At 41.9% G+C, this 20,141-nt stretch carries 19 protein-coding genes; 10 read left to right on the forward strand and 9 right to left on the reverse strand.

Annotated features, from left to right (window positions below):
* The coding region (locus tag NSS66_RS23970) for a hypothetical protein (protein WP_340959944.1) at positions 1–377 on the forward strand (377 nt) is incomplete at its 5' end.
* A gap of 132 nt (positions 378–509) precedes the next feature.
* On the opposite strand, the gene NSS66_RS23975 is transcribed toward NSS66_RS23970, so the two are convergent.
* The gene (locus NSS66_RS23975) at positions 510–1,448 is read right to left on the reverse strand and encodes a helix-turn-helix transcriptional regulator (RefSeq protein ID WP_340959945.1); all 939 of its coding nucleotides are present in this window, start codon (positions 1,446–1,448) and stop codon (positions 510–512) included.
* Between the two features lie 112 nt (positions 1,449–1,560).
* Here NSS66_RS23975 and NSS66_RS23980 point away from each other — a divergent pair, with 112 nt between their 5' ends.
* Together NSS66_RS23980 and NSS66_RS23985 are read left to right on the forward strand one after the other, a co-directional pair.
* Positions 1,561–2,007 (forward strand): VOC family protein, encoded by a 447-nt coding sequence (locus NSS66_RS23980; RefSeq protein WP_071559269.1) that lies wholly within the window; start codon positions 1,561–1,563, stop codon positions 2,005–2,007.
* Positions 2,008–2,114: 107 nt separating this feature from the next.
* Positions 2,115–3,593, forward strand: a complete 1,479-nt coding sequence (locus tag NSS66_RS23985; protein WP_028542018.1) for a protein adenylyltransferase SelO — start codon at positions 2,115–2,117, stop codon at positions 3,591–3,593.
* Positions 3,594–3,697: 104 nt separating this feature from the next.
* Here NSS66_RS23985 and NSS66_RS23990 read toward each other — a convergent pair whose 3' ends face one another.
* The 6 genes from NSS66_RS23990 to NSS66_RS24015 all read right to left on the reverse strand — a co-directional run bounded on the left by NSS66_RS23990 (position 3,698) and on the right by NSS66_RS24015 (position 9,056).
* A complete protein-coding gene (locus NSS66_RS23990; RefSeq protein WP_013308879.1) occupies positions 3,698–4,114 on the reverse strand; it encodes a DUF4280 domain-containing protein in 417 nt (138 codons plus the stop codon).
* Positions 4,115–4,119: 5 nt separating this feature from the next.
* A complete protein-coding gene (locus NSS66_RS23995) occupies positions 4,120–4,650 on the reverse strand; it encodes a hypothetical protein (RefSeq protein ID WP_340959947.1) in 531 nt (176 codons plus the stop codon).
* The gene (locus NSS66_RS24000; protein WP_340959948.1) at positions 4,647–5,909 is read right to left on the reverse strand and encodes a pentapeptide repeat-containing protein; all 1,263 of its coding nucleotides are present in this window, start codon (positions 5,907–5,909) and stop codon (positions 4,647–4,649) included. Before NSS66_RS24000 ends, NSS66_RS23995 begins: the two co-directional genes overlap by 4 nt.
* A 12-nt stretch (positions 5,910–5,921) precedes the next feature.
* Positions 5,922–7,337 carry a phage baseplate assembly protein V gene (locus NSS66_RS24005; RefSeq protein ID WP_028542021.1) on the reverse strand — a complete coding sequence of 472 codons (1,416 nt, stop codon included), beginning with the start codon at positions 7,335–7,337 and terminating at the stop codon, positions 5,922–5,924.
* A complete protein-coding gene (locus tag NSS66_RS24010; protein ID WP_264454155.1) occupies positions 7,334–8,014 on the reverse strand; it encodes a hypothetical protein in 681 nt (226 codons plus the stop codon). Before NSS66_RS24010 ends, NSS66_RS24005 begins: the two co-directional genes overlap by 4 nt.
* Before the next feature lie 166 nt (positions 8,015–8,180).
* A complete protein-coding gene (locus NSS66_RS24015; RefSeq protein WP_340959949.1) occupies positions 8,181–9,056 on the reverse strand; it encodes an SDR family NAD(P)-dependent oxidoreductase in 876 nt (291 codons plus the stop codon).
* A 197-nt stretch (positions 9,057–9,253) separates the two neighbouring features.
* Between NSS66_RS24015 and NSS66_RS24020 the strand changes: the two genes are divergently transcribed.
* From NSS66_RS24020 to NSS66_RS24030, 3 genes are all read left to right on the forward strand, one after another.
* On the forward strand, positions 9,254–9,721 hold the full coding sequence (locus NSS66_RS24020; protein ID WP_023987112.1) for a MarR family winged helix-turn-helix transcriptional regulator: 468 nt from the start codon (positions 9,254–9,256) through the stop codon (positions 9,719–9,721).
* Positions 9,722–9,770: 49 nt separating this feature from the next.
* Complete coding sequence (locus NSS66_RS24025) at positions 9,771–10,217, forward strand: GNAT family N-acetyltransferase (RefSeq protein ID WP_023987113.1); 447 nt, start codon at positions 9,771–9,773, stop codon at positions 10,215–10,217.
* Positions 10,218–10,733: 516 nt separating this feature from the next.
* Positions 10,734–12,113, forward strand: a complete 1,380-nt coding sequence (locus tag NSS66_RS24030) for an amino acid permease (protein WP_053324682.1) — start codon at positions 10,734–10,736, stop codon at positions 12,111–12,113.
* Between the two features lie 125 nt (positions 12,114–12,238).
* Here the strand turns inward: NSS66_RS24030 and NSS66_RS24035 are convergent, their stop codons facing one another.
* Positions 12,239–12,502, reverse strand: a complete 264-nt coding sequence (locus NSS66_RS24035) for a DUF3953 domain-containing protein (RefSeq protein ID WP_023987115.1) — start codon at positions 12,500–12,502, stop codon at positions 12,239–12,241.
* A gap of 187 nt (positions 12,503–12,689) precedes the next feature.
* Positions 12,690–13,730, reverse strand: a complete 1,041-nt coding sequence (locus NSS66_RS24040) for an NAD(P)-dependent alcohol dehydrogenase (protein ID WP_023987116.1) — start codon at positions 13,728–13,730, stop codon at positions 12,690–12,692.
* Between the two features lie 340 nt (positions 13,731–14,070).
* On the opposite strand from NSS66_RS24040, the gene NSS66_RS24045 reads away from it, so the two are divergent.
* The 4 genes from NSS66_RS24045 (at position 14,071) to NSS66_RS24060 (ending at position 20,135) form a co-directional block, all read left to right on the forward strand.
* The gene (locus NSS66_RS24045; protein ID WP_023987117.1) at positions 14,071–14,487 is read left to right on the forward strand and encodes a MerR family transcriptional regulator; all 417 of its coding nucleotides are present in this window, start codon (positions 14,071–14,073) and stop codon (positions 14,485–14,487) included.
* A 389-nt stretch (positions 14,488–14,876) separates the two neighbouring features.
* The gene (locus NSS66_RS24050) at positions 14,877–15,845 is read left to right on the forward strand and encodes a hypothetical protein (RefSeq protein ID WP_340959950.1); all 969 of its coding nucleotides are present in this window, start codon (positions 14,877–14,879) and stop codon (positions 15,843–15,845) included.
* A gap of 273 nt (positions 15,846–16,118) precedes the next feature.
* Positions 16,119–16,841: a hypothetical protein gene (locus NSS66_RS24055; RefSeq protein ID WP_075153778.1), complete on the forward strand. Its 723-nt coding sequence runs from the start codon at positions 16,119–16,121 to the stop codon at positions 16,839–16,841.
* 381 nt (positions 16,842–17,222) lie between these two features.
* On the forward strand, positions 17,223–20,135 hold the full coding sequence (locus NSS66_RS24060; RefSeq protein WP_340959951.1) for an S-layer homology domain-containing protein: 2,913 nt from the start codon (positions 17,223–17,225) through the stop codon (positions 20,133–20,135).
* Positions 20,136–20,141: the final 6 nt, after the last annotated feature.

Consider the following 20,141-nt stretch of genomic DNA (forward strand, 5'->3'; position numbering starts at 1 on the left):
AGGAGATGATTTCTTTGAGAAAGGCAACCTTAATGAAAATTAAAAAAACAGAAGCAAAGTTGGGAAAAAAACTGAAAAAAAATAGTCACGTGATTATGAATCTTAAAAAAGCCATTCGTGTAACTCAACTTGGAGATGGGTTCGCACGATTCACTTTCGCACCGATCACTATTTCTCCTAATAGCTTTAGAAGCACTACGATTAACGGTAACGCCTACAATCTGATTAGCGGTGCATGGACTTTCTCTGGAAATGAACAAGGGTTTCTTCTCAATAATTATTCCGCGGCCGAAGACAGATGGGTATTTACTGCATGGAATCCAACTGGATTCACAAGAACGGTATCCTATGCTGTTATCGCCAAACGGAAGCCATGATTCAAATGTCATAGCTAGTAAAGAAAAGGAGCTTGCAGGTTCCTTTTCTTTACTAGAATGTAAATGAAATAGACCAAAGATCTCCTAAAGGGTGTGAAGTTTTCTGGATTCTGCCTTAAAAGCCTTTTTACCTTATAATTTTTGATAGTGGTTTAAGAGGTGCTCAACTCTATCTTTAATAATCTGTTTTAAAGATTCAGGCTTCACTGATCGTACATAATGACCATATCTCATAAAATAATGAGCGATAAACTCCTCTTCTCCAGGATTATAAAATCCCTTAATGACTGTCTTATCACCATTTTCTATTTTCATAGAAGGATAATGTTCTTTATAAAAAATATCCTTGGCTTGTTCTACAATCTCTACTTCAAAGTCAATGCTCTTCTCAGATTGATACATTTCTAATGAACGACTAAGGAGTTCATCTATAGAAAAGCGAGAATTGCTCTCCTCATCTTCTATAAAGGTTATTCGATCACATCTGAAAACTCTATATTTATTCGTATGTAACTCTATTCCAGTAGCATACCATTGACCAAACTTAGCGGAAATTTTGAAAAATTGAATATAGTAACTTTTTTTCTGATTATTTTTTACATATTTAACTTTACAGGTACTCTCATTAAGAATGCTTGTTAGAATTTTATCTAAATAACGACTAACATGATTATGCTGATATGTTTCAAATTGTAAAACCTTTTTCATTTTATGAATCTGGTTTATTTGTATTTTAGAAAGACAGTGTTCAAACTTTTCATTCAGTTGATTAACACTTAAATGAAAGGGGGTGGATTGATAAGCTTCTAACGTCAACATTGCAAAGTACAGAGCATACACTTCATCCATCGTAAAAATAATGGGGGATAACAATCTATTTTTTAGGATACCATATCGTCCATGTCTGCCATGTTCCGAAAAAATAGGCATACCTAATTGTTCCAATGAACTAATATCACGTAGAGCTGTACTTTTTGAGATATGGTATTTATCCATTAGGTCATTTAAATTAAAAAACTCTCGACTGTTTAAGTATCTGATCATGTCATTTAATCTTTCCGATTTCTTCATCTAAATCTCCTTATAAAGGTGTCATGTTTTGATACCTTTTTATATGATAATAAGTTCAAGGGAATATATCAAATTCATAAGATATCTACACATATAAAAGGAGATTGATACCATGAGTACAACACTGGAAGTAGCTATTTTCTTATCCATGAACGGAAAGGCAAAAGAAGCTATACATTTTTACAAAAAACACTTCAACGCAAAGGAATTGTTTCTTGTTACCTATCAAGACATGGCCCAACGTGACAGCTCCATACAGCTTACTGATGAAAATAAAAATTATATTTCTCATTCTGTCTTAGCAATCGGAAAAACAAAAGTAATGATAGCAGAAGATACAATGAATCCCAGTGAAGAATATACAGTAGGGAATAATACTTCATTATGTATTCAAAGTGCTGACCTAGAAGAAATTAAACGTTTTTATGATAGCTTAATTACAGATGATCGAGTGAAAATTATTGTGCCTTTATCTAATAATGTGTTTAGCCAAGCCTACGGTATTATTGAAGACCCGTTCGGTATTCAAATACAATTAATGTTTGATAATCGATTATAATAAAAAAGCATATTGTATGTTCCATGTTTCATAATTGGATAATAAATGGGCAGAAGTAAAAACTAAAATGGGAAAACCTAAGATACCGCAGCAGAAAAGGAGCCACTATGACGGAGAAAAAAGAAATAGCAGATCAAATAGGGTGGAACTTCGACAACAGTTACTCTCGTTTGCCGGAATCATTGTTTACAAAGCTCAACCTAACTCCTGTCCGCTCACCAAAGCTGATCATTCTTAATCATCCGTTGGCAGCATCACTGGGGTTGAACGGCACGGCGCTGCAAGGGAATGATGGCGTAGCGGAGCTGGCCGGCAACCAGGTTCCTGAAGGGGCTATGCCTCTTGCTCAAGCTTACGCAGGGCATCAATTCGGGCATTTTAACATGTTAGGAGACGGACGTGCTCTGCTGCTTGGCGAACAGATCAATCCCTTGGGTGAACGGGTTGATATTCAGCTCAAGGGCTCAGGCAGAACGCCATACTCCCGTGGTGGTGACGGTCGTGCGGCACTTGGTCCGATGCTTCGCGAATACATCATCAGTGAGGCGATGCATGCGCTAGGTATTGCTACCACCCGCAGCTTGGCGGTCGTATCCACGGGTGAGTCGATCATCCGGGAAACCGAGCAGCCCGGAGCCATTCTGACCCGTGTGGCTGCCAGTCATCTTCGCGTCGGAACCTTTCAATACGTCTCAGCATGGGGCACGTCTCAAGATCTCCGTGCTCTGGCTGATTATACATTGGAAAGACACTACCCGGAAGTTGCCAATGACGAAAACCGTTACCTTTCACTGCTTCAGGAAGTGATTAAGCGTCAGACCGAGCTGATTGCCAAATGGCAGCTGGTTGGTTTTATTCATGGGGTGATGAACACCGACAATATGACCCTTAGCGGAGAAACCATTGATTATGGTCCTTGCGCCTTCATGGATACCTATAATCTTGAGACGGTGTTCAGTTCCATCGATAGGCAGGGCCGCTATGCTTATGCCAATCAGCCGCATATTGCTGCGTGGAATCTCGCGAGATTTGCTGAGACGCTCTTGCCACTGCTGCATGACAACAGGGAGCAGGCTGTCACACTGGCTGAGGATGCAATTTCAGATTTTGTAAAAATGTTTCACCATCATTGGCTTGCAGGAATGCGGGCGAAGCTAGGGATCTTTAACGAAGAGCAGGAGGATGAATCTCTTATTGAGGAGCTTCTGAGTATCATGCAGAAGCATCGTGCCGACTACACCAATACCTTCCGTGCCCTAACTTTGAACAAGCTGGAGGATACGGTTCTGTTCAGCACTGCGGAATTCACCCAGTGGCACGAGCAGTGGCAGGCGAGGCTGGGCAGACAGCAGGAATCACAAGCCTCCTCGTATCAGCTGATGCGCAGCAGCAATCCTGCAATCATTCCACGCAACCACCGGGTAGAAGAAGCACTGGAAGCTGCGGTGGAACGAGAAGACTACCGTGTGATGGAGAAGCTTCTTGAAGTTCTTTCGAACCCTTATGCCTACTCTACCGAACAGGAAATTTACTCTACATTGCCTGAGGAATCCACCTGTCCTTACCGAACCTTTTGCGGTACCTGATGTGGAGCGAACTATTTGAAGATAACCTATATTATGCGTTGGTGGAGAAGATAGCCAATCTCTCACCAACGCATTTTGTTTTTATAGTGGTAGGTTGCGACTGATTAATCCAGTTCCTGACCGTCATTTTCGATCTGTATGTGTCCGCAATAAAGACATTGATGCGTACAGTTCTGCGTAAGAGCAGGCTGGCCTTCGATGCGCATGTCGCTTTTTCCGTTCAGCCAAGGCATCGTAAGGACAGGAATACACGGTGCCTTTTTCACCCCATAAATATCGACCATCTCACTGGCTTGCACAGCCGGATTCAGCGGACTGGAGCAATTCCCAAAAGATTTTATGTTCACTCCGGGCACATAATCTCCAATATTCATCTGAGCTTTATTTTTGACATACACCCCATGGCTAAAAGGGCGCTTCAAACGCGTGGGCTGTGTACCGTAACTACAGCTTAAAATCGCACCTGCCACGACATAGCTTTTTTTCGCACCTGTTCCAGGCTGCACACTTGCTTCTTCCATACGGATTATTCCTCCTTTGTGGCCATCTCTACTTTTTGCACACGAACACCTGTAAATGGACGACGCAGCAGACTTTCCGCTACCGCGAGATTGATATAGATACGTGCTTCCAACAAGCCGGCAATCCGAAATATAGAGGATTCGATTTTCCCGTATTTAAGTACCAGCTGCTTCAAGGTATGGTCGGGATACCACTCGGTTTGTGAGGAAAGACAGTCCACCACAGGTGGACGCAGTACCCAGTACACATCCTGCCTGGCTTGCTGAAAATCGGTAAGTATAGCGGCCTTCCATTCCATCTCCGGCATATATTTTTCCAACAGGGCTTTCATGGAGTCTGAAACCAGTGGCAAAGGGAACTCCAGAAAATCCGGATATACGGTTCGTGGATCTGTATGTACAGCTAAAAACAGGGGAGTATCCTCCTCCTGAAGGGTATGACCCGAAAGGATATCTTCCACCTGCAAGGGAGACAGGGGCGCAGTCTCCACCCGATGCTTTACGCGCTCGTCCACCATGAGTCGGTAATACCTCATGACATCCACTCCCCTTTACTCATTGCATCTGTTATCTGTGTAGCCAGGGGCGTTTCCACAGCAGCAAGGCCAATGGCCTCGCTTAGTTGGTCATCTGTAAAGATTGCCCGGTGTAGTTTTGCTCCTGTAAAATTAGCGTTTACTAAACATGCACCTATAAAAGAAGCGTCAGTAACATCGGCTCCTACAAAGCAGGCACCTGTTAGATCCGCGCCGTTAAATAAAGCTCTTTGCAGCGCGGCATCTTGGAAAGTAGCTCCTTGAAGCTGTGCATGTTGAAAACTAGCTCCCTGTAAATTAGCTCTTGTAAAATTCACTCCATCCAATCCTAACGGTTCCCAATCCAGCCAAGCATCCGATCCATATTCGCTATTGCTTATTACTTCGTCCAGTACAGCCTCTTGCAGGGAACAGCCACTGAAATCGGCTCCATGAAGCAGGCTGTGCGAAAGGTCGGTTCCATCTAGCTGAGCTTCTTGCCATACCGTGCCTACGAGGATACAGTGATGCAATTGACTTTGTTGCATTCCGATCTGGCGAAAGACTGTATAGCGAAAATCCAAGGAACTGTAATTTCCATCCGACAGTTGAACTTGAGACAGTGCTTGGTAGCTGTAGGCCGATTCTTCTTTTTCCTCCAGCCAAGACTTTATTATGTTTGCATCCACGGGTCTTCGATCTTCCCGATACACGGAGACACTATGATCCATATACTCTCCGACGCGAATCTCAAAAGCTTCTTCACGATCCAACGCCTCAAACTCTGGTAGGTGGACTGCTTGCTTCATAGCCTGACGAACTAGACTAACGATCATCGTATGAAGATATCCCGCTGCTTCCAACATGATCTGTTCCAATTCAAGTTCGGAAAGGGAGACTTGTTGCTTCAAAGTTTCAGCCCCAAGTTGTTCACGTAATTGAGTCCAATAGAGAAAAATCCAACTTGCATCGTACTCCAACTGAACGGGCTCAGCATCAAGCATCCATAAGGCATCCGTAGCTTCAACAAGATAAACGGGCTTCTGTTCAAGCCATGTGGTGCGCAGCATAGAGTAGGTGATGTAACCGATATGACCTTTACGACCTGTGAGTTGTTTTTGCCGAACCAGCTCACAAAAGGCGCGAAAATGTTCTACTATATGCTGTAATCTTTGTGTTTGTGTTGATTTACATGTCAACGCCCATTCTTTGCGAATGAAAGACCAAGCCTGATGAAGAGCCGTTTGTTGTTGATCTAACACATCTGTTTGCTTTTCCATGTCTAATCATCCTTAATTCGACTTCACTTCGCTGCCTTTCATATCCGCCGATCCGCTTAATTCAATATGACTACCATTACAATCCATACGGAGCTGACTACCTGCGGACAGACTCATCGTCTTTCCCGCAGACAGGCTGAGATTGCCTCCCGCCGTAATATTCACCTGTTTGCTGCTCGCAATATGAATGCCTTCTTTATCGTCCAGTTTGATATAAATAGCGCCGTCCTTACCTGTAACGACCAGTTCATCCGGTCCCAGTCGAATTTCCTTGCCATGCGGGGTACGCCATATTTTCATTTGCGGATTGGAAAAATGGTTATGCGTACTCTTGCGATCTGCCCTTCTCACGGCACTACCTGCAACGCCGTCTTCTTCCCGACTACCGGGGAAATAGAGGGAAACTGAATCGCCTTTTTCTGGCATGACGTACCAGCCGGTATGGCCACCGCCACTGTACACAGTAGAATAGTTGAACCAGTGTGCTTGGTTTGTGTCCTGTTGTTCATCACAATCCAGATGAATGCGCACCTGATCCTGACGTACGTCCAGCACAATACCGCTTAATGAGGCTCCTGCCAGCTTATCCTGGTAGTAGCCTTTTTGCCGAAATCCTTGGTAAGAACCCAACACATACTGATGCCGCAGCAGTCCTTGACTCATGGCGGTGTAGGCTTCCATCACATACAGGTTATGCCCCTGAAAATTCAACTGAGCGCCCAAGTCGAGTACCTCATCCGTTTCTACCTCATAAAAAATAAAATCGTGTTCACTCAGTTGGGTTTGCTCATTCTCCTGAAAATAACGAAAAGGAAGCAATTGCTTACGTACGGTATAACGGGTATGATCCAGTATCGCCTGTGCAGGGCTGTCCTCAATACCAAAATAAAATTTGGGACTGTCAAAACGGGCTACAGGCATCAGACTCGTATGATAACGGGAGGCTATGCGTCTTAAAAACGCCCAGTCTGTCTCCTGATACTGAATGGCAAGCCGTCCGATGGCTTCTCCGCCGGTAGCCCCGTCGATCACATCCAGTCCTTCATAGTCCTTACCTATGTGCTCCAGCATTTGAGGAATCGTCATTTTCGTATACTGAAAAGAACGAGTACGCTGCTTCATGTCCATCCGGTAAGTATGGGAAATAGCTTCCACCTCCAGATAGTACACACCTCGCACGACTTTTACCTCGACTGAGAGGGCAATCCCACTAAATAGCGGTTTGCTTGCGCCAGATTCATCTTGTTGACTGACTTCAATGATGGTATTTTTTTCTGTCGTTTCCACATAGCTGTCTTGCAAGTCTTCGGGGATAATACCTGTAAAATAAAGCCGAGTATGCTCGTTAATTTTTTTCGTTAAGGTAAGCTCCTCCAGATCAATTTGTTCATAAGGGTGAATTTGAATTTGATCGTATCCCAGACTCATGGTGTAGTCATTCCTTTCTCATTTGTAGAATAGATGGAGGGTGGAAGGACAGAAAGGGATTGAACCCAGTATTCTGCTACAGGTAACCAGACTTCGAGATCTGCCTCCAGACAGCTAAAGGAACCTATGACAACTCGTCCATTATGGATGAAGAGCAGCATTTTGTTGTATAGATTACCGTCGATCCCCGCCGCCACAAAACGAATCTGCCCAACTGAAAGTCCGGAACAGTTGGTGACCATTTCGGTACCTAACCAGTTGCGAATCGGTTGTACAGACCGTAAAATATCCGCCATTTGCTCTACAAAATCAGGCAGTTCTTCCGCTTCCAGAGCGGTATCTGTAGGATTAAAAGTGATATTGATGGTCTCCTCAGATGAGGTATAAATGACCTTTGGTCGATGCTCTGAAGGATATTTGATTATAGCTTGCTCCATTGGCATAGGAGTAAAGGACTTGGGGATGTAGAAACCAATCTCTCCGTGTAGTATTGTAATGGGCTCCAACGTGAGATAATCATTTTCAATATGAAGTAGCTTTGTTTCTTCAAACATGGAACCGTCCAGTTCCGATTTCTGGGTTTGAGCTGAGATGGATTTCACATTACCGTTATTAGTTGTCTTTTGATCCATCATTTTAGCTTTGAGGCTAAGTATATGCTCGTCTAGATAGTTCATAGAAAGTCCCCTTTTAGGAAAAATGCGCGTTTGTACTTGAATATGTAAAGATGGGAGGAGATATTTAAGTACAGAACCAGCATATGTATTTATCGGTTAAAAGAGAGATTTAGTTTACAAAATGAACCATTTGTTGGAGGAGCATTGTTCGATATTAGATCCTATTTCATTCCATAACCCCTTTTTGTCGCAACAATTCGGTAGTAGTACTCCAAAGTAGGCGTTGCATCTTGCTATCCCCACCAGGATATGCCGGCACAATCAGCTTACCAGTACCAACATTAAAATACCCGCCTGTCACTTCTTGATATTGGGATTCTGTTGCTAAACGAATAATAATTTCTGCTCCTCTCCGTGGGTCTCCGATATGCAAAGCGTTCAATATTTTTGCAAGTACCGAAGAAAATCCTAACTCACGGCCAAGGCCGGTAACGTTAAAGCCTGGATTAAGTGCGTTAACTACGATTCCGGTTCCATCCAATTGACGTCCAAGTTCTTCTGTAAACATGATATTAAGAAGTTTAGTCTTTCCGTATATCTTAGATGAACCTCTTGCGGTAAATGCAGATGTATCTATTAAATCCTCCGGTAATTTTAATTCACCATGGTTGCGTGACGCTTCAGAAGCTACATTGACGATCCTAGCATTTGTGGATTCCATTAGTGAATTGAGTAGTGTATGCGTTAACAGCCACGGGGCAAGATAGTTTACTGCTATCATTTCTGCCAAACCCTCTGAGGTTATTCGCTGTTCAAATCCATGTAATCCAGCATTGTTCACTAATACATCAATCTTTGGATAATTAGCTTTAATTTCATCCCCAATACGTTTGACATCTTTCATAAGAGACAGGTCCCCGAAAAAAAAGTCTACCTTTGTACTTGGCGCCAAGTCTCTCAGAATATTTCTAGTCGTTTCAGCACGCATTTCATTTCTGGCTGTTAAGACTAGATGTGCTCCGCGTTGGGCTAATTCAATTGCTACCCATTGTCCAAGACCGTTAGTAGCACCAGTGATTACAATAATCGGGTATGTCGACATATACATCATCCTCCAAATTCTCGATCTAATTACATTCTTATTCATGTCCACGCTTTACGGTTGTGGATGCTTTATACTGTAGATCTTCTGCTTGACACTTACCAAAGTTGAAAATATGATTGATATATATCAAGTATATGTATTTTGATTGATATATGTCAAATATATTCATACTAATTTAAATAAGGTGGAGACATATGGATAATAAAACTCAACATCCAAATTCTACAAGAGAGAAATTAGAACTGAATCTTGGTGAACAACTTAATGCACTTATAAGCGCGTCACATGCACTCAATGTAAAAACTGCGGCACTTTTCGATCCATCATTACAACCTGCGGCTTTTCTGATCGTACGCTGTCTTCTTTCGTACGGTCCGGCAAGCGCTACATTTTTGGCAGAATCCACCGCTATGGATCGAAGCTCTGTCAGCCGTCTTGTTACTCAGCTTAAGCAATTGGAATATGTAAAAAGTGAAACTCATCCTGAGGATCGCCGGGGGGTGTTGATATCCCTGACAGCTAATGGTCGTGGAAAAGCCTTGGAAGCTTTAAAAGAAAAAGAAAATGAGTTTTATCAACGTATTTCAACATGGGAGGATTCCAAACTTGAAGCATTTATTGGGATGCTGAATTGTTTTAACGGTCAAGATTGCGAGGATTAATGAGTTTAGACATAAAGCATCGTATGATGAAAATAGGGGGTATTCAAAAGTGAAAGAAAAAAATGTTAGGGAAATTAGGGTATCTGATTATCATGACATTTATTTGTTGAACCAAGATTTTAACCCCAATCTATATCTATTTCCTGAAGAAAAAGTAAAAGAGAAGATTGAATTGATTACAAAGGAATCAAAAGATATGATCTTTGTTTATGAAGAAAATAACGAGGTGTTAGGATATATTCATGGAAGCCCATATGAATTACTTTTTTCTGAATCTTTGGTAAATGTACTAGGATTTGTTGTTAAAGAAAAGTATAGAAATCAAGGTGTAGGTAGCATGTTGATTGAGCGTCTTGAACAGTGGGGAAAGTCCCATGGATTTTCTGGGATCAAACTATTATCTCACCCAAGTCGGATACAGGCTCACAGGTTCTATGAACGACGTGGCTATATGTTTACCAAGGATCAGAAAAATTTTGTGAAAAATCTCAAATAAATACATATTCATTCATCATTGAATAAGTGGGTTCAAAAGCCTGATCTTTAGCTAGGCTTTGAACCCTTCAATTTTATAGATGAGATCCGCCACTTGCATCAATCCATTGACCAGTTATATCTTCATCTCGGATTTCAAATAGACTTAATATCGTGATATTTATCATTGAAGAAATATGTTTGTTTAGCACTCTAATGCATTACATTAAATTGACCATTGTTCAGAAAATATGAATAGCCTTCCTTTCCATTTCATGCATAAAAATGTCTGCTAATTAGCAGTTGTATTTAGGCGTTTTTTGTCATACAATGCATCTAATGCTACGGACTCGGTCTTAGAAACAGTAAGGTTTGGACGGTAAATAGGACGTGGTTTTCTGGTATATTTACGAATCGTGGAACTACTTTGTTGTCGTTCACTCACGACCACGTCAGTCTGAAAAGTTAATAATGTTTGGGGACAGTTTTCCGGATCATTAGCGTTTGATGATGAACATATACGAAGGGGAGCGTTCTTTTGGAATCGAAACAATTAACGAGAGGGCTAAAGCCACGGCACGTTGAGTTGATTGCGCTTGGAGGTACGATTGGCGTCGGTTTGTTTATGGGATCGGCAAGTACGATAAAATGGGCAGGTCCCTCAGTGCTGCTGGCTTATCTCTTAGCTGGGATTATTATGTTTTTTGTCATGCGGATCATGGGGGAAATGCTGATTCTTGAACCGGTGACAGGCTCATTCGCTACATTTGCTCATAAATATATCAGCCCTTTAGCCGGTTTCTTGACCGCCTGGAGCTATTGGTTTTTATGGGTTACCGTAGGGATGGCGGAAGTTACTGCGATTGGGGTATATGTGGGCTACTGGTTCCCAGATATCCCGCAATGGTTGCCGGCTTTGGCAGGTGTAATTATTATTGCATTGGCCAATTTGGCGGCTGTGAAATTTTATGGGGAATTTGAGTTTTGGTTTGCGATGATTAAAATTGTCGCCATTATCTTCATGTTAGTAGTTGGTACGGGGATGATCTTCTTTGGACTCGGTAACGGTGGACAACCGATAGGTCTATCCAATCTGTACAGCCATGGCGGCTTCTTTGCAGGTGGTTTGAAAGGGTTTCTGTTTGCACTCTGTATTGTAACAGCGGCTTACCAAGGGATAGAAATGGTGGGTATTACGGCAGGTGAAGCTGAAAATCCAAAAACGACACTGCGAAAAGCCATTAAAAACATCATCTGGCGTATTCTGATTTTCTACGTGGGTGCAATCTTTGTCATTGTTACGATTTATCCTTGGAACCAAATAGGCGAGATCGGTAGTCCATTTGTTCTGACTTTTGCCAAGGTAGGAATTGTGGCTGCTGCGGGTATCATTAACTTTGTTGTACTTACAGCTGCGATGTCTGGTTGTAACAGTGGTATTTACAGTGCGGGAAGAATGTTATACACGTTGGCTAAGAACGGACAAGCTCCCAAGTTTTTCGGGAAAGTTTCTCCAAGCGGCGTCCCTAGAAATAGTATAATAACGACCATTTCCTTGCTGCTGGTAGGGGTGTTATTTAACTATTTAATGCCTGATTCCAAACTGTTTCTGTATATTTACAGCGCCAGTGTTCTTCCAGGCATGGTACCGTGGTTTGCATTAGCCATCAGTCAATTTAAATTCAGGAAAAAGTGGAAAGACGAAATGAAGGATCACACCTTTAAATCTCGTTTTTTTCCGATCAGTAATTACATTACCATTATCTTTTTGTTGCTTGTGATCGTTGGAATGTGGTTTAATCCAGACACACGCTTGTCGTTGATTGTCGGGGCATCATTCATGGCGATCGTCATTGTTGGATATTTTGTCTTTGGCATAGGAAAGCGGCAGAGAATTGAAGAATTAGAGGAAAACTAAAAGATTGCTAAATACGTAACATTTGCCGAGCGCAATTCAGATGATCCTGAGTTCGCTCGGCTTTTCTTTTACATGACGAGGGAGGAGCTACGGAAGGGTTGTTACTGAGGTATAGAACCGTGTGGTTAGCCTGTTCGCACTACAAGTGTAAATATAGAGACAAAAAAAGTGAGAAGGGAAACTGAGAAGTTGATAATTGCAATACTCTTACGGTTAGCCTTAAACTCTGTAATTCCAGAAAATAAAAACATAAACCCTAGAAAAAATTGTGAGACTTTGTATAAGTCCTTGTAGGTATCTGGATATACGAGGGATAGTAAGGACGAGATCATAACAACTACAGCAAATATTAAAGTGAGGATTCGGTAAATATCCATTTTCTTAAACATAGATAAGTTCCCCCTTCCTATATATACCTATTGTATTCTAAGGGGGGAATCTTTGGATTACAAATAAATACAAAAAGAGGAAATGGACAATAAGATGGTAGACAGAATAAAGTGAAGGTGTCCCAAGTAATACTTTGGGGACACCTTCAAAATTAAAATTACTTGTACAACTTATGATTTACATAGCTTACATTGTGCTAATGTCAATCACGAATCTATACTTCACGTCAGAAGCCAACACTCGTTTGTAGGCTTCGTCAATCTGGTCGGCCGATATCACTTCAATTTTAGGAACAATATTGTGTTTTGCACAGAAATCCAACATTTCCTGTGTCTCACGGATGCCTCCTATCATTGAACCAGCAAATGAACGGCGATGTCCGATAAGGGACATCACATTTAGTGACAACGGCTCCCCAGGGGCACCGACATTCACCAAGGTTCCATCTAGATTGAGTAGTGCAAAATAAGCATCCATATCGATGGCAGCACTTACCGTGTTAATAATCAAATCAAAGTGCCCAGCAAGCTTTTCAAATGTTTCTGGTTCGCTTGTAGCATAATAGTGATCCGCACCAAATTGCAAGCCATCATCCTTTTTCTTTAATGTTTGTGATAGAACGGTTACCTCAGCACCCATAGCATGTGCAATCTTGATAGCCATATGGCCAAGGCCTCCCATTCCCACAACGGCCACTTTCTTATCTGGACCAGCACCCCAGCGGTTCAACGGCGAATAAGTCGTAATACCTGCACAAAGTAATGGAGCAGCTACGTCAAGCTCAATGTTATCTGGAATTTTTACTACAAAATCCTCAGTTACGACAATGTGGGTAGAATATCCACCTTGTGTAGGCTCGCCGTATTTGTCAACACCAGCATAGGTAGGGACATTTCCTTTAAGGCAGTATTGTTCCTCTCCTTTACGACAGTTCTCACATTCGCCACAGGAATCAACCATACAGCCAACCCCTACCCGGTCACCAACTCTGTACTTTGTAACCTTAGATCCTACCTCCGTGACAATCCCTGCAATTTCATGTCCAGGTACGAGAGGGTAGTTCACTGGTCCCCATTCACCGTGAGCAGTGTGGATGTCAGAATGGCATATTCCGGCATATTTAATTTCAATCAGAACATCGTATGAATCAAGATCCCGTCGTTTAATTTCAGCCGATCGAAACGGTTTGTCTGGGCCATCGACAGCTCGTGCTTTAGCAGTTATCATAAATAGCCTCCTATTATTTGTATTTTTCAAGAGAATGCAGTTATATCGGTATAAATTGAAAACTAGCTGAAGTCGGTTGAAGTTGCCCTTCATTCATTTCCATTTATACTTTTTCTCTTGCAAATCAATGTTAATCCTTATAGTTAACTCTAAGTCAAGCGCAGGTTTATAAGCCTCTATTCAGTAATGTTGTTTTCTTGCTAATTATATTTCGTTAGATAGCATCTGATTCTACTTTTCCTATAAGGGGACTTTGACATTCTACAAATAACTTGATAGAATCCCCCTTATATCATAGAGTTAACTCGAAGTCTATGTCATTAAGAATAGGAGATACATGATGAAGACATATTCTATCAGCGAAGTTGCAAAAGAATTGAATCTTACAGCATACGCTTTGCGGTACTACGACAAGGAGGGACTTATGCCTTTTGTAGAACGGACATCTAGCGGAACAAGATTATTTAAAGAATCCGATATCGACGCTTTAAAAATAATTGAATGTCTAAAATCCACCGGGATGCCGATCAAAGAAATTAAAAATTTCATTGATTGGTGTTCTGGTGGGGATTCCACACTACAACAAAGATATGACATGTTTATGGAACGAAAAGCTACTGTAGAAGCACAAATGGAAGAACTTAAAAAAACAATGGAAGTTATTGAACATAAATGCTCATATTACAAAACTGCATTGGAAGCCGGAACGGAAAATATTCATAAAAATAATAAAATAGGGAGTCTCATTACTAACTAATAGAAAAGCACCTGTAATTCATCTATTTCTATATGAATTACAGGTGCTTTCGTTTGTAATATTCGATTTACACAACCTACTGATTTAAAACAGCACGATCGGCTTTTGAAAACTAGGAACCAACTATAATGTAACTTGAACAGGCAGGAGTAGTACCGAGGATCAAGTATTCCGAAAGTCAACGGGCAATTTGCCCATTATATAGGTTGAGAGCCACGACTTTAGTTCAGAAAACAACGAATTACTATAGAATCATCGAAGATAATCAGGAGTATGGTCCAGTATTCCCTCATTTTTATTTTTGATAAGATTAATTCCATATTATTGAAGGCTACAATCAGACCGCAAAGGTATAAAGAATGATACATAAGGAAATGAGGAAGGTACTAATGAAGGCAAAAGCGTATATTATTTTGTTGACTGCTGTAATAAGTTTAGCTGCTTTGCTGACTGCATGCGGTGACTCCAAGAAGCAAATTGAAGGTGAATCTACGACTGGAGCAGCAACGGCAACGACTACGACTACACAGAATGCCAAGGTGGACAATGCGGAACAGGCTGGTGTGGATGGTGTTGTGAGCAATACTACAGACCAAGCTACAAAAGGTAATGGGAAGACGTATTCCGACGTGGCTAAAGAAGCAACGAAGCCCGATCGGCCAGCAGGACAAATAGGGTTAAATACGACGCAGGAGCAGCTTCTTACCTTTGCAGATCGTTATGGGCTGGTACGAGTACAGGATCATCCGATTCGGCGGGTTTCCGATCCAACCGGGAAACATGTAAACATTGCAAATTACAGTGATTCTGTCGTGAATTTATATACAGAAGAACCCATCCACCTGAATACAGATGAATTTATTCATGAAGCTTATAATTTTTTTACAGAGGGAGTTGCTCCAGGTGAGTCCTACAAGAAGTGGGAGGAAACCTCTAATACAGAAAGAGGACTCGTCAAAATGCTTTATTTGTCACGCGAGGGACTTCATATTTTAGAAGAAGCGATGAGGACGCATGATTATTCTAGTCCATCGGTCCAAAATACGCTGGGATTTTTTAAGATTGCCTCGAAATTTGAGTCTATGATGCCTGTTGCCCAGACACCTACAGACATCAGCTTGTACGATATGTACGATCAACGCGTTAAGCCCGAGTGGAAGAAACTGAGCGATCTTAAAAATCCTGCTGCAAATGAAAAAGTCTTCACTGCTGCCTATCGAAAAGCAAGAGATGAGACAAATAATCTCATGGGTCTGTTAAACATTATGGTGTCTACGGAAATGGAAAAACGTCTCAAAGCAGCAACCGATCAGCAGAATACAGGGGAAATAGCTTATTCAATGCATGTTTTAACTTGATACCAATACGTATAAATTTCCGAAAATCCTAGCTTGGAATAAAGCCGTTATAGACCCCAGTATTCTCTCTCCATAATGCCTTTATTATGTTCTGCTACCCATCCATCATAAAGTAAAGTGGACAGGGGCTGCCAGTTGTTCAAGGAAATTTTGTAGCTCATAGGTGACAAAAATCATCCACACTTTTTTCTAATATTTAACTGTTAATAGAACTATTGAAAAGCTATAATGCTATTAATGATTTGAGTGTACTTTGAGAAAGAGGTTGAGGGTATGGTGTTGAAAAAATGGCCATTATTATTGATGATAGGTATTCTCATGGTGGCATCTGTGAGCTGGAACAGTGGAGTATCTTATGCAGCTACAGAATATACTTGGGATAAGTACAAGGGCACTGAGGTCAAGACATATAGATTGACTGCGGTACCTGGAAGAGTCGAATATATGGATCAGGAAAGGTTTTTTGCAGCTTTAAGTCAAACCCCAAATGTGTATGGAGATTTCAGTGGCTATAAAACAGGGAAAACAACTGGAGTTGTAACCGAGAGTATAACGGATGATGTGTACAAATTTACAGTTACTGATTTTCTTCGCGATCAAGAGCCTGAGGTTGTAGAGTATATCAATCCCAGAGGCGGAATTCCTCATAGATGGAATGGAACTAGTGATATTCAAATTTTTATGAGAGGGTCAGAAGCGTCTTCTTTGTCTGAGCTGTTTTATGAGGGGACACCCAGTGAAGGACGCTTTCAATTTAATGCTAACGATATATATTTAGTTACATTCTGGTCCAGTACCGTAAGACTTATCAGTGGGATGTCTGCTGAGGCGCTAATAGAGGAAGGTCCTCACACGTTTAAGAATCGGGAGCTTGTAGGTCAAGTAACCAGCGAAGATCCTGCAGCTTATCCGCAAGATGGGATTTCAGAAGGTTATTATTATGTTTTTAAGGGTGCTGGCAACAAAGAATCAACAGCTGATGGAGATAGCCAATAAAAACAAAAGAAGAGATAACATTGTGTATGGTGCTTTATACATGATGTTATCTTTTTTATTGTGATGCTCGCATTAGAAAATTTAGTAATGAAAAAATGCTGGAAATTTAATTCCCAATGAAAACCATTTTAAAAGATCGGGATATATGCCTTTAAAATAATGACAATTTTACGGATGGAACCGTAATCTATAACTACTTTTTTTGCTGTCTTTATTCAATCCTAGGGATATTATTCCGATAATTCAAGTATATACAGTTTGGTGTTAATTGAAATGAAATCCGTTTGAAAACAAAAGAGATAATTTTCAGAGTTGAAACAGAAGTGCAGGTGGAAGTGACCTGATGCTATATCGTAAAGGAGGTGCAAGGATCCAAATAATATGAAATGTGAAAAAAAGTTAAAACAAATTAGGCAGTACATCGCTGCTTTACTGGCTGTTTGGTTGTTCTGTATACATACTGTGCCTGTTTTTGCAGATAGGGTCTTTAACGATATCGAACATTCCTACGCAGCTGATGCAATTGAAGCCATGGCTGCTCAAGGGTATGTTACGGGTTATCAGGATGGTAGTTTTCGACCTGTGCATTTTATTTCGAGGCAGGAATGGGCGAGCATTTTCGTTAAAACCTTAAAACGAACTTCGGTTAACAAAAGCGTTGCTTCTTTTAGTGATGTGTCACCGTGGGCTCTACCCTATGTGCAGACCTTGCAAGCAGAGAACATTACCAAGGGAATTAGTGATCAGTTATTCGGTGCAAAGCATAATATGACCCGTCAGGATATGGCGGTGTGGTATGCCAGGTATTTCGGCGTTTCTGAAGATACCCGCGCTTCCGATAGATCTAGTTTTGTGGATCAGGCTGATATATCAGACTATGCACAAACGAGCGTATGGCTGATGGAACGGTTGGAGCTGATCGAGGGGGATACGAATCATTATTTCCATCCCAAAGAGTCTGTGAGACGGCAGGATGCTACACTGGTAGCATATCGGATATGGCTAGGCGGTGACGGTCTGAGAGAACGTGCTAAGCGTCTGCTGGAATCATTAGGAAATGGAACTGCAATGACGAATCAGCCAGCCAGTCCAACGGAATCGAAGAAGATCGTGGTCGACCTGGCGCCGGAAATCAGTCACCAGCGTGCGAATCCGGAGATCGAAGAGCCTAAAAGCCATAGTCCAAGACCCGATCCACCGGTATCTCCGGTAACACCAACAGAGCCGAAGCCGGAACCGCCAATTATACGACCAGAACCTAGTCCCAAACCACCGGTGATACCACCAGTGACACCGCCAGTGATACCACCAATCATACCGCCAGTGACTCCGTCAGAACCACCGGATCATTCGTCGGATTTCGTGGTGGATGAGGTAGTAATCAAGGCGCCCGAGTTGGTCAATCAACCGGAAACGTATCCTTCGTATCAGCTGTCCTTTGATCTCTACAATAAAGGGCACTTGGTAAGCATTCCCGCTGTTAGCGTCACAAGTGTCACCTACACATTTAGTGATACATTAGGTGTATTTGATGAACATGGGAAAATTGCGCATTCCGAAAATATACCTGCTGCTGATGGTTATATTCCTGTAGAGATGGAAGTCACCATTGCTAAACCTTATCGGGTACTTAAAGCACAGACCAAGCTGATCGTGAGAGGGAAGACTCCTCCGGTAGAGGACCCGACTGTAATCAGGTCCGTATACTTGGCGACGTACACCATTTCACAGGCCACTACTCTAGACCCTACAGCCTGGAGCATGCCCTATGTTTTTCAAAATGCAAAGGGAGAGGTCATACCGTCCGGTCTATTGCCGTCAGACTTGAAGCTTCGTATAGAGGATTCCAGAGGGATATTTGACGAGGATGGACATATTGCCAACCTGCATCTGATTCCTGCTTTGAACTCTGTCATTCCATTCAAGATTGAGGTTGAATCACCCTCTCAGGGAATTCACTTCATATCCGATGCCGAGTTAACTGTAGTACCAGGAGCACGCAAAAAGCAATATTTTGCTATCTCCATGATGCTACAGGGAAAAGATGCGGGCAGTACGACCACGGTAGAGCAAATTGAGCAGTCGCGTCAATTGCTGATGGATCACTTTGGTACCAACTTAAAAGTGACGTGGGCCATGGAAAATAGATTTATTTTTGTGGAATCAAATCGTCCGCAGCTTAAAAAGGTTTTGGAATACGTGGATCAGTATGGCGATGAAGTCGGGATTTTGGATGGGTATCCGAATAATCTGTTTGATCTTCCTGAATGGGAAGCACAGATGAACGAGTGGTTGTATATGTATCGTTATAATGCCCTCAATGAGCTGCACCAATCTGGTTCGTTGGGATCACCTTCGGTGTTTGAAAGTATGGATACAGACCAATATCGGAAGTATCTGCCTAAATCATTGACCGGCTTTACGGTGAATCCTGAGCAGGCCCAATGGCTTAAGGATCATTTTAAGATTACCTCAGCGATGGGGTGGTCGGCTACACAGTATAATGTGAACAACATGTATGGTGAGGGTTCACCTTTGATGCCTTACTGGTCCCATAAGGATAATCCGATTGTTCCGGCACAGGGGCTTACAAATAATAGCGGTATCGTATTTATGAATTCGATTTCGATTGATCCCATCGGGTCGCGCTATACCAAAGATTCTTCACGCTGGACTCTCCATCCAGGTGATCCATATGTGACGGAAACGGATGCGGCACCACAACTGTATATAGCACAGCAATATTTAGATAACCCGTATCAACGTTTGAATACAGTAAACTACATGTCCATTATTTTGGATGTCAACTGGCTTGCCAAAAACCATAACATGTCTCAAATATGGGAAAACTTTGTGAAGCACTTCCCTGTTGACCGTGAGGTTGAGATTGTGGGCGTGGACGGGCTGAAACAGATTTATGAATCGATAGCTGGATTGAGTAATGATCATACGGAGTTTTCACTCATGTTTAGAGGCTCAGGTTTTAAGGCAGTTATGGACTCCAATAATTCACCAGCCAATCTGCGTTACTTGTGGACTGAAAACGCCTCACAGCGGATTATTTTATCCAAGGAGGATGGAGATGTGACATGGTCCATTATTGACTTTACTGACTATACCCGAAATCCGGTTCCGAAGATGGCCTACAATCTGGGTAAGAACACAGATGTAAGCTATGTCACTGGAAGGAACTTTAAGCTGCATCCTACGGCTCCGTTAACAGCAGATGAAATTCAGCGCGTAAAGGATCGTTTAAAGGAAATCTATTTCGCGGAAGAAGTAAATTATCAGTAAGGGTTT

The sequence above is a fragment of the Paenibacillus sp. FSL R10-2748 genome (assembly GCF_038005565.1).
GTDB lineage: Bacteria > Bacillota > Bacilli > Paenibacillales > Paenibacillaceae > Paenibacillus > Paenibacillus polymyxa_B.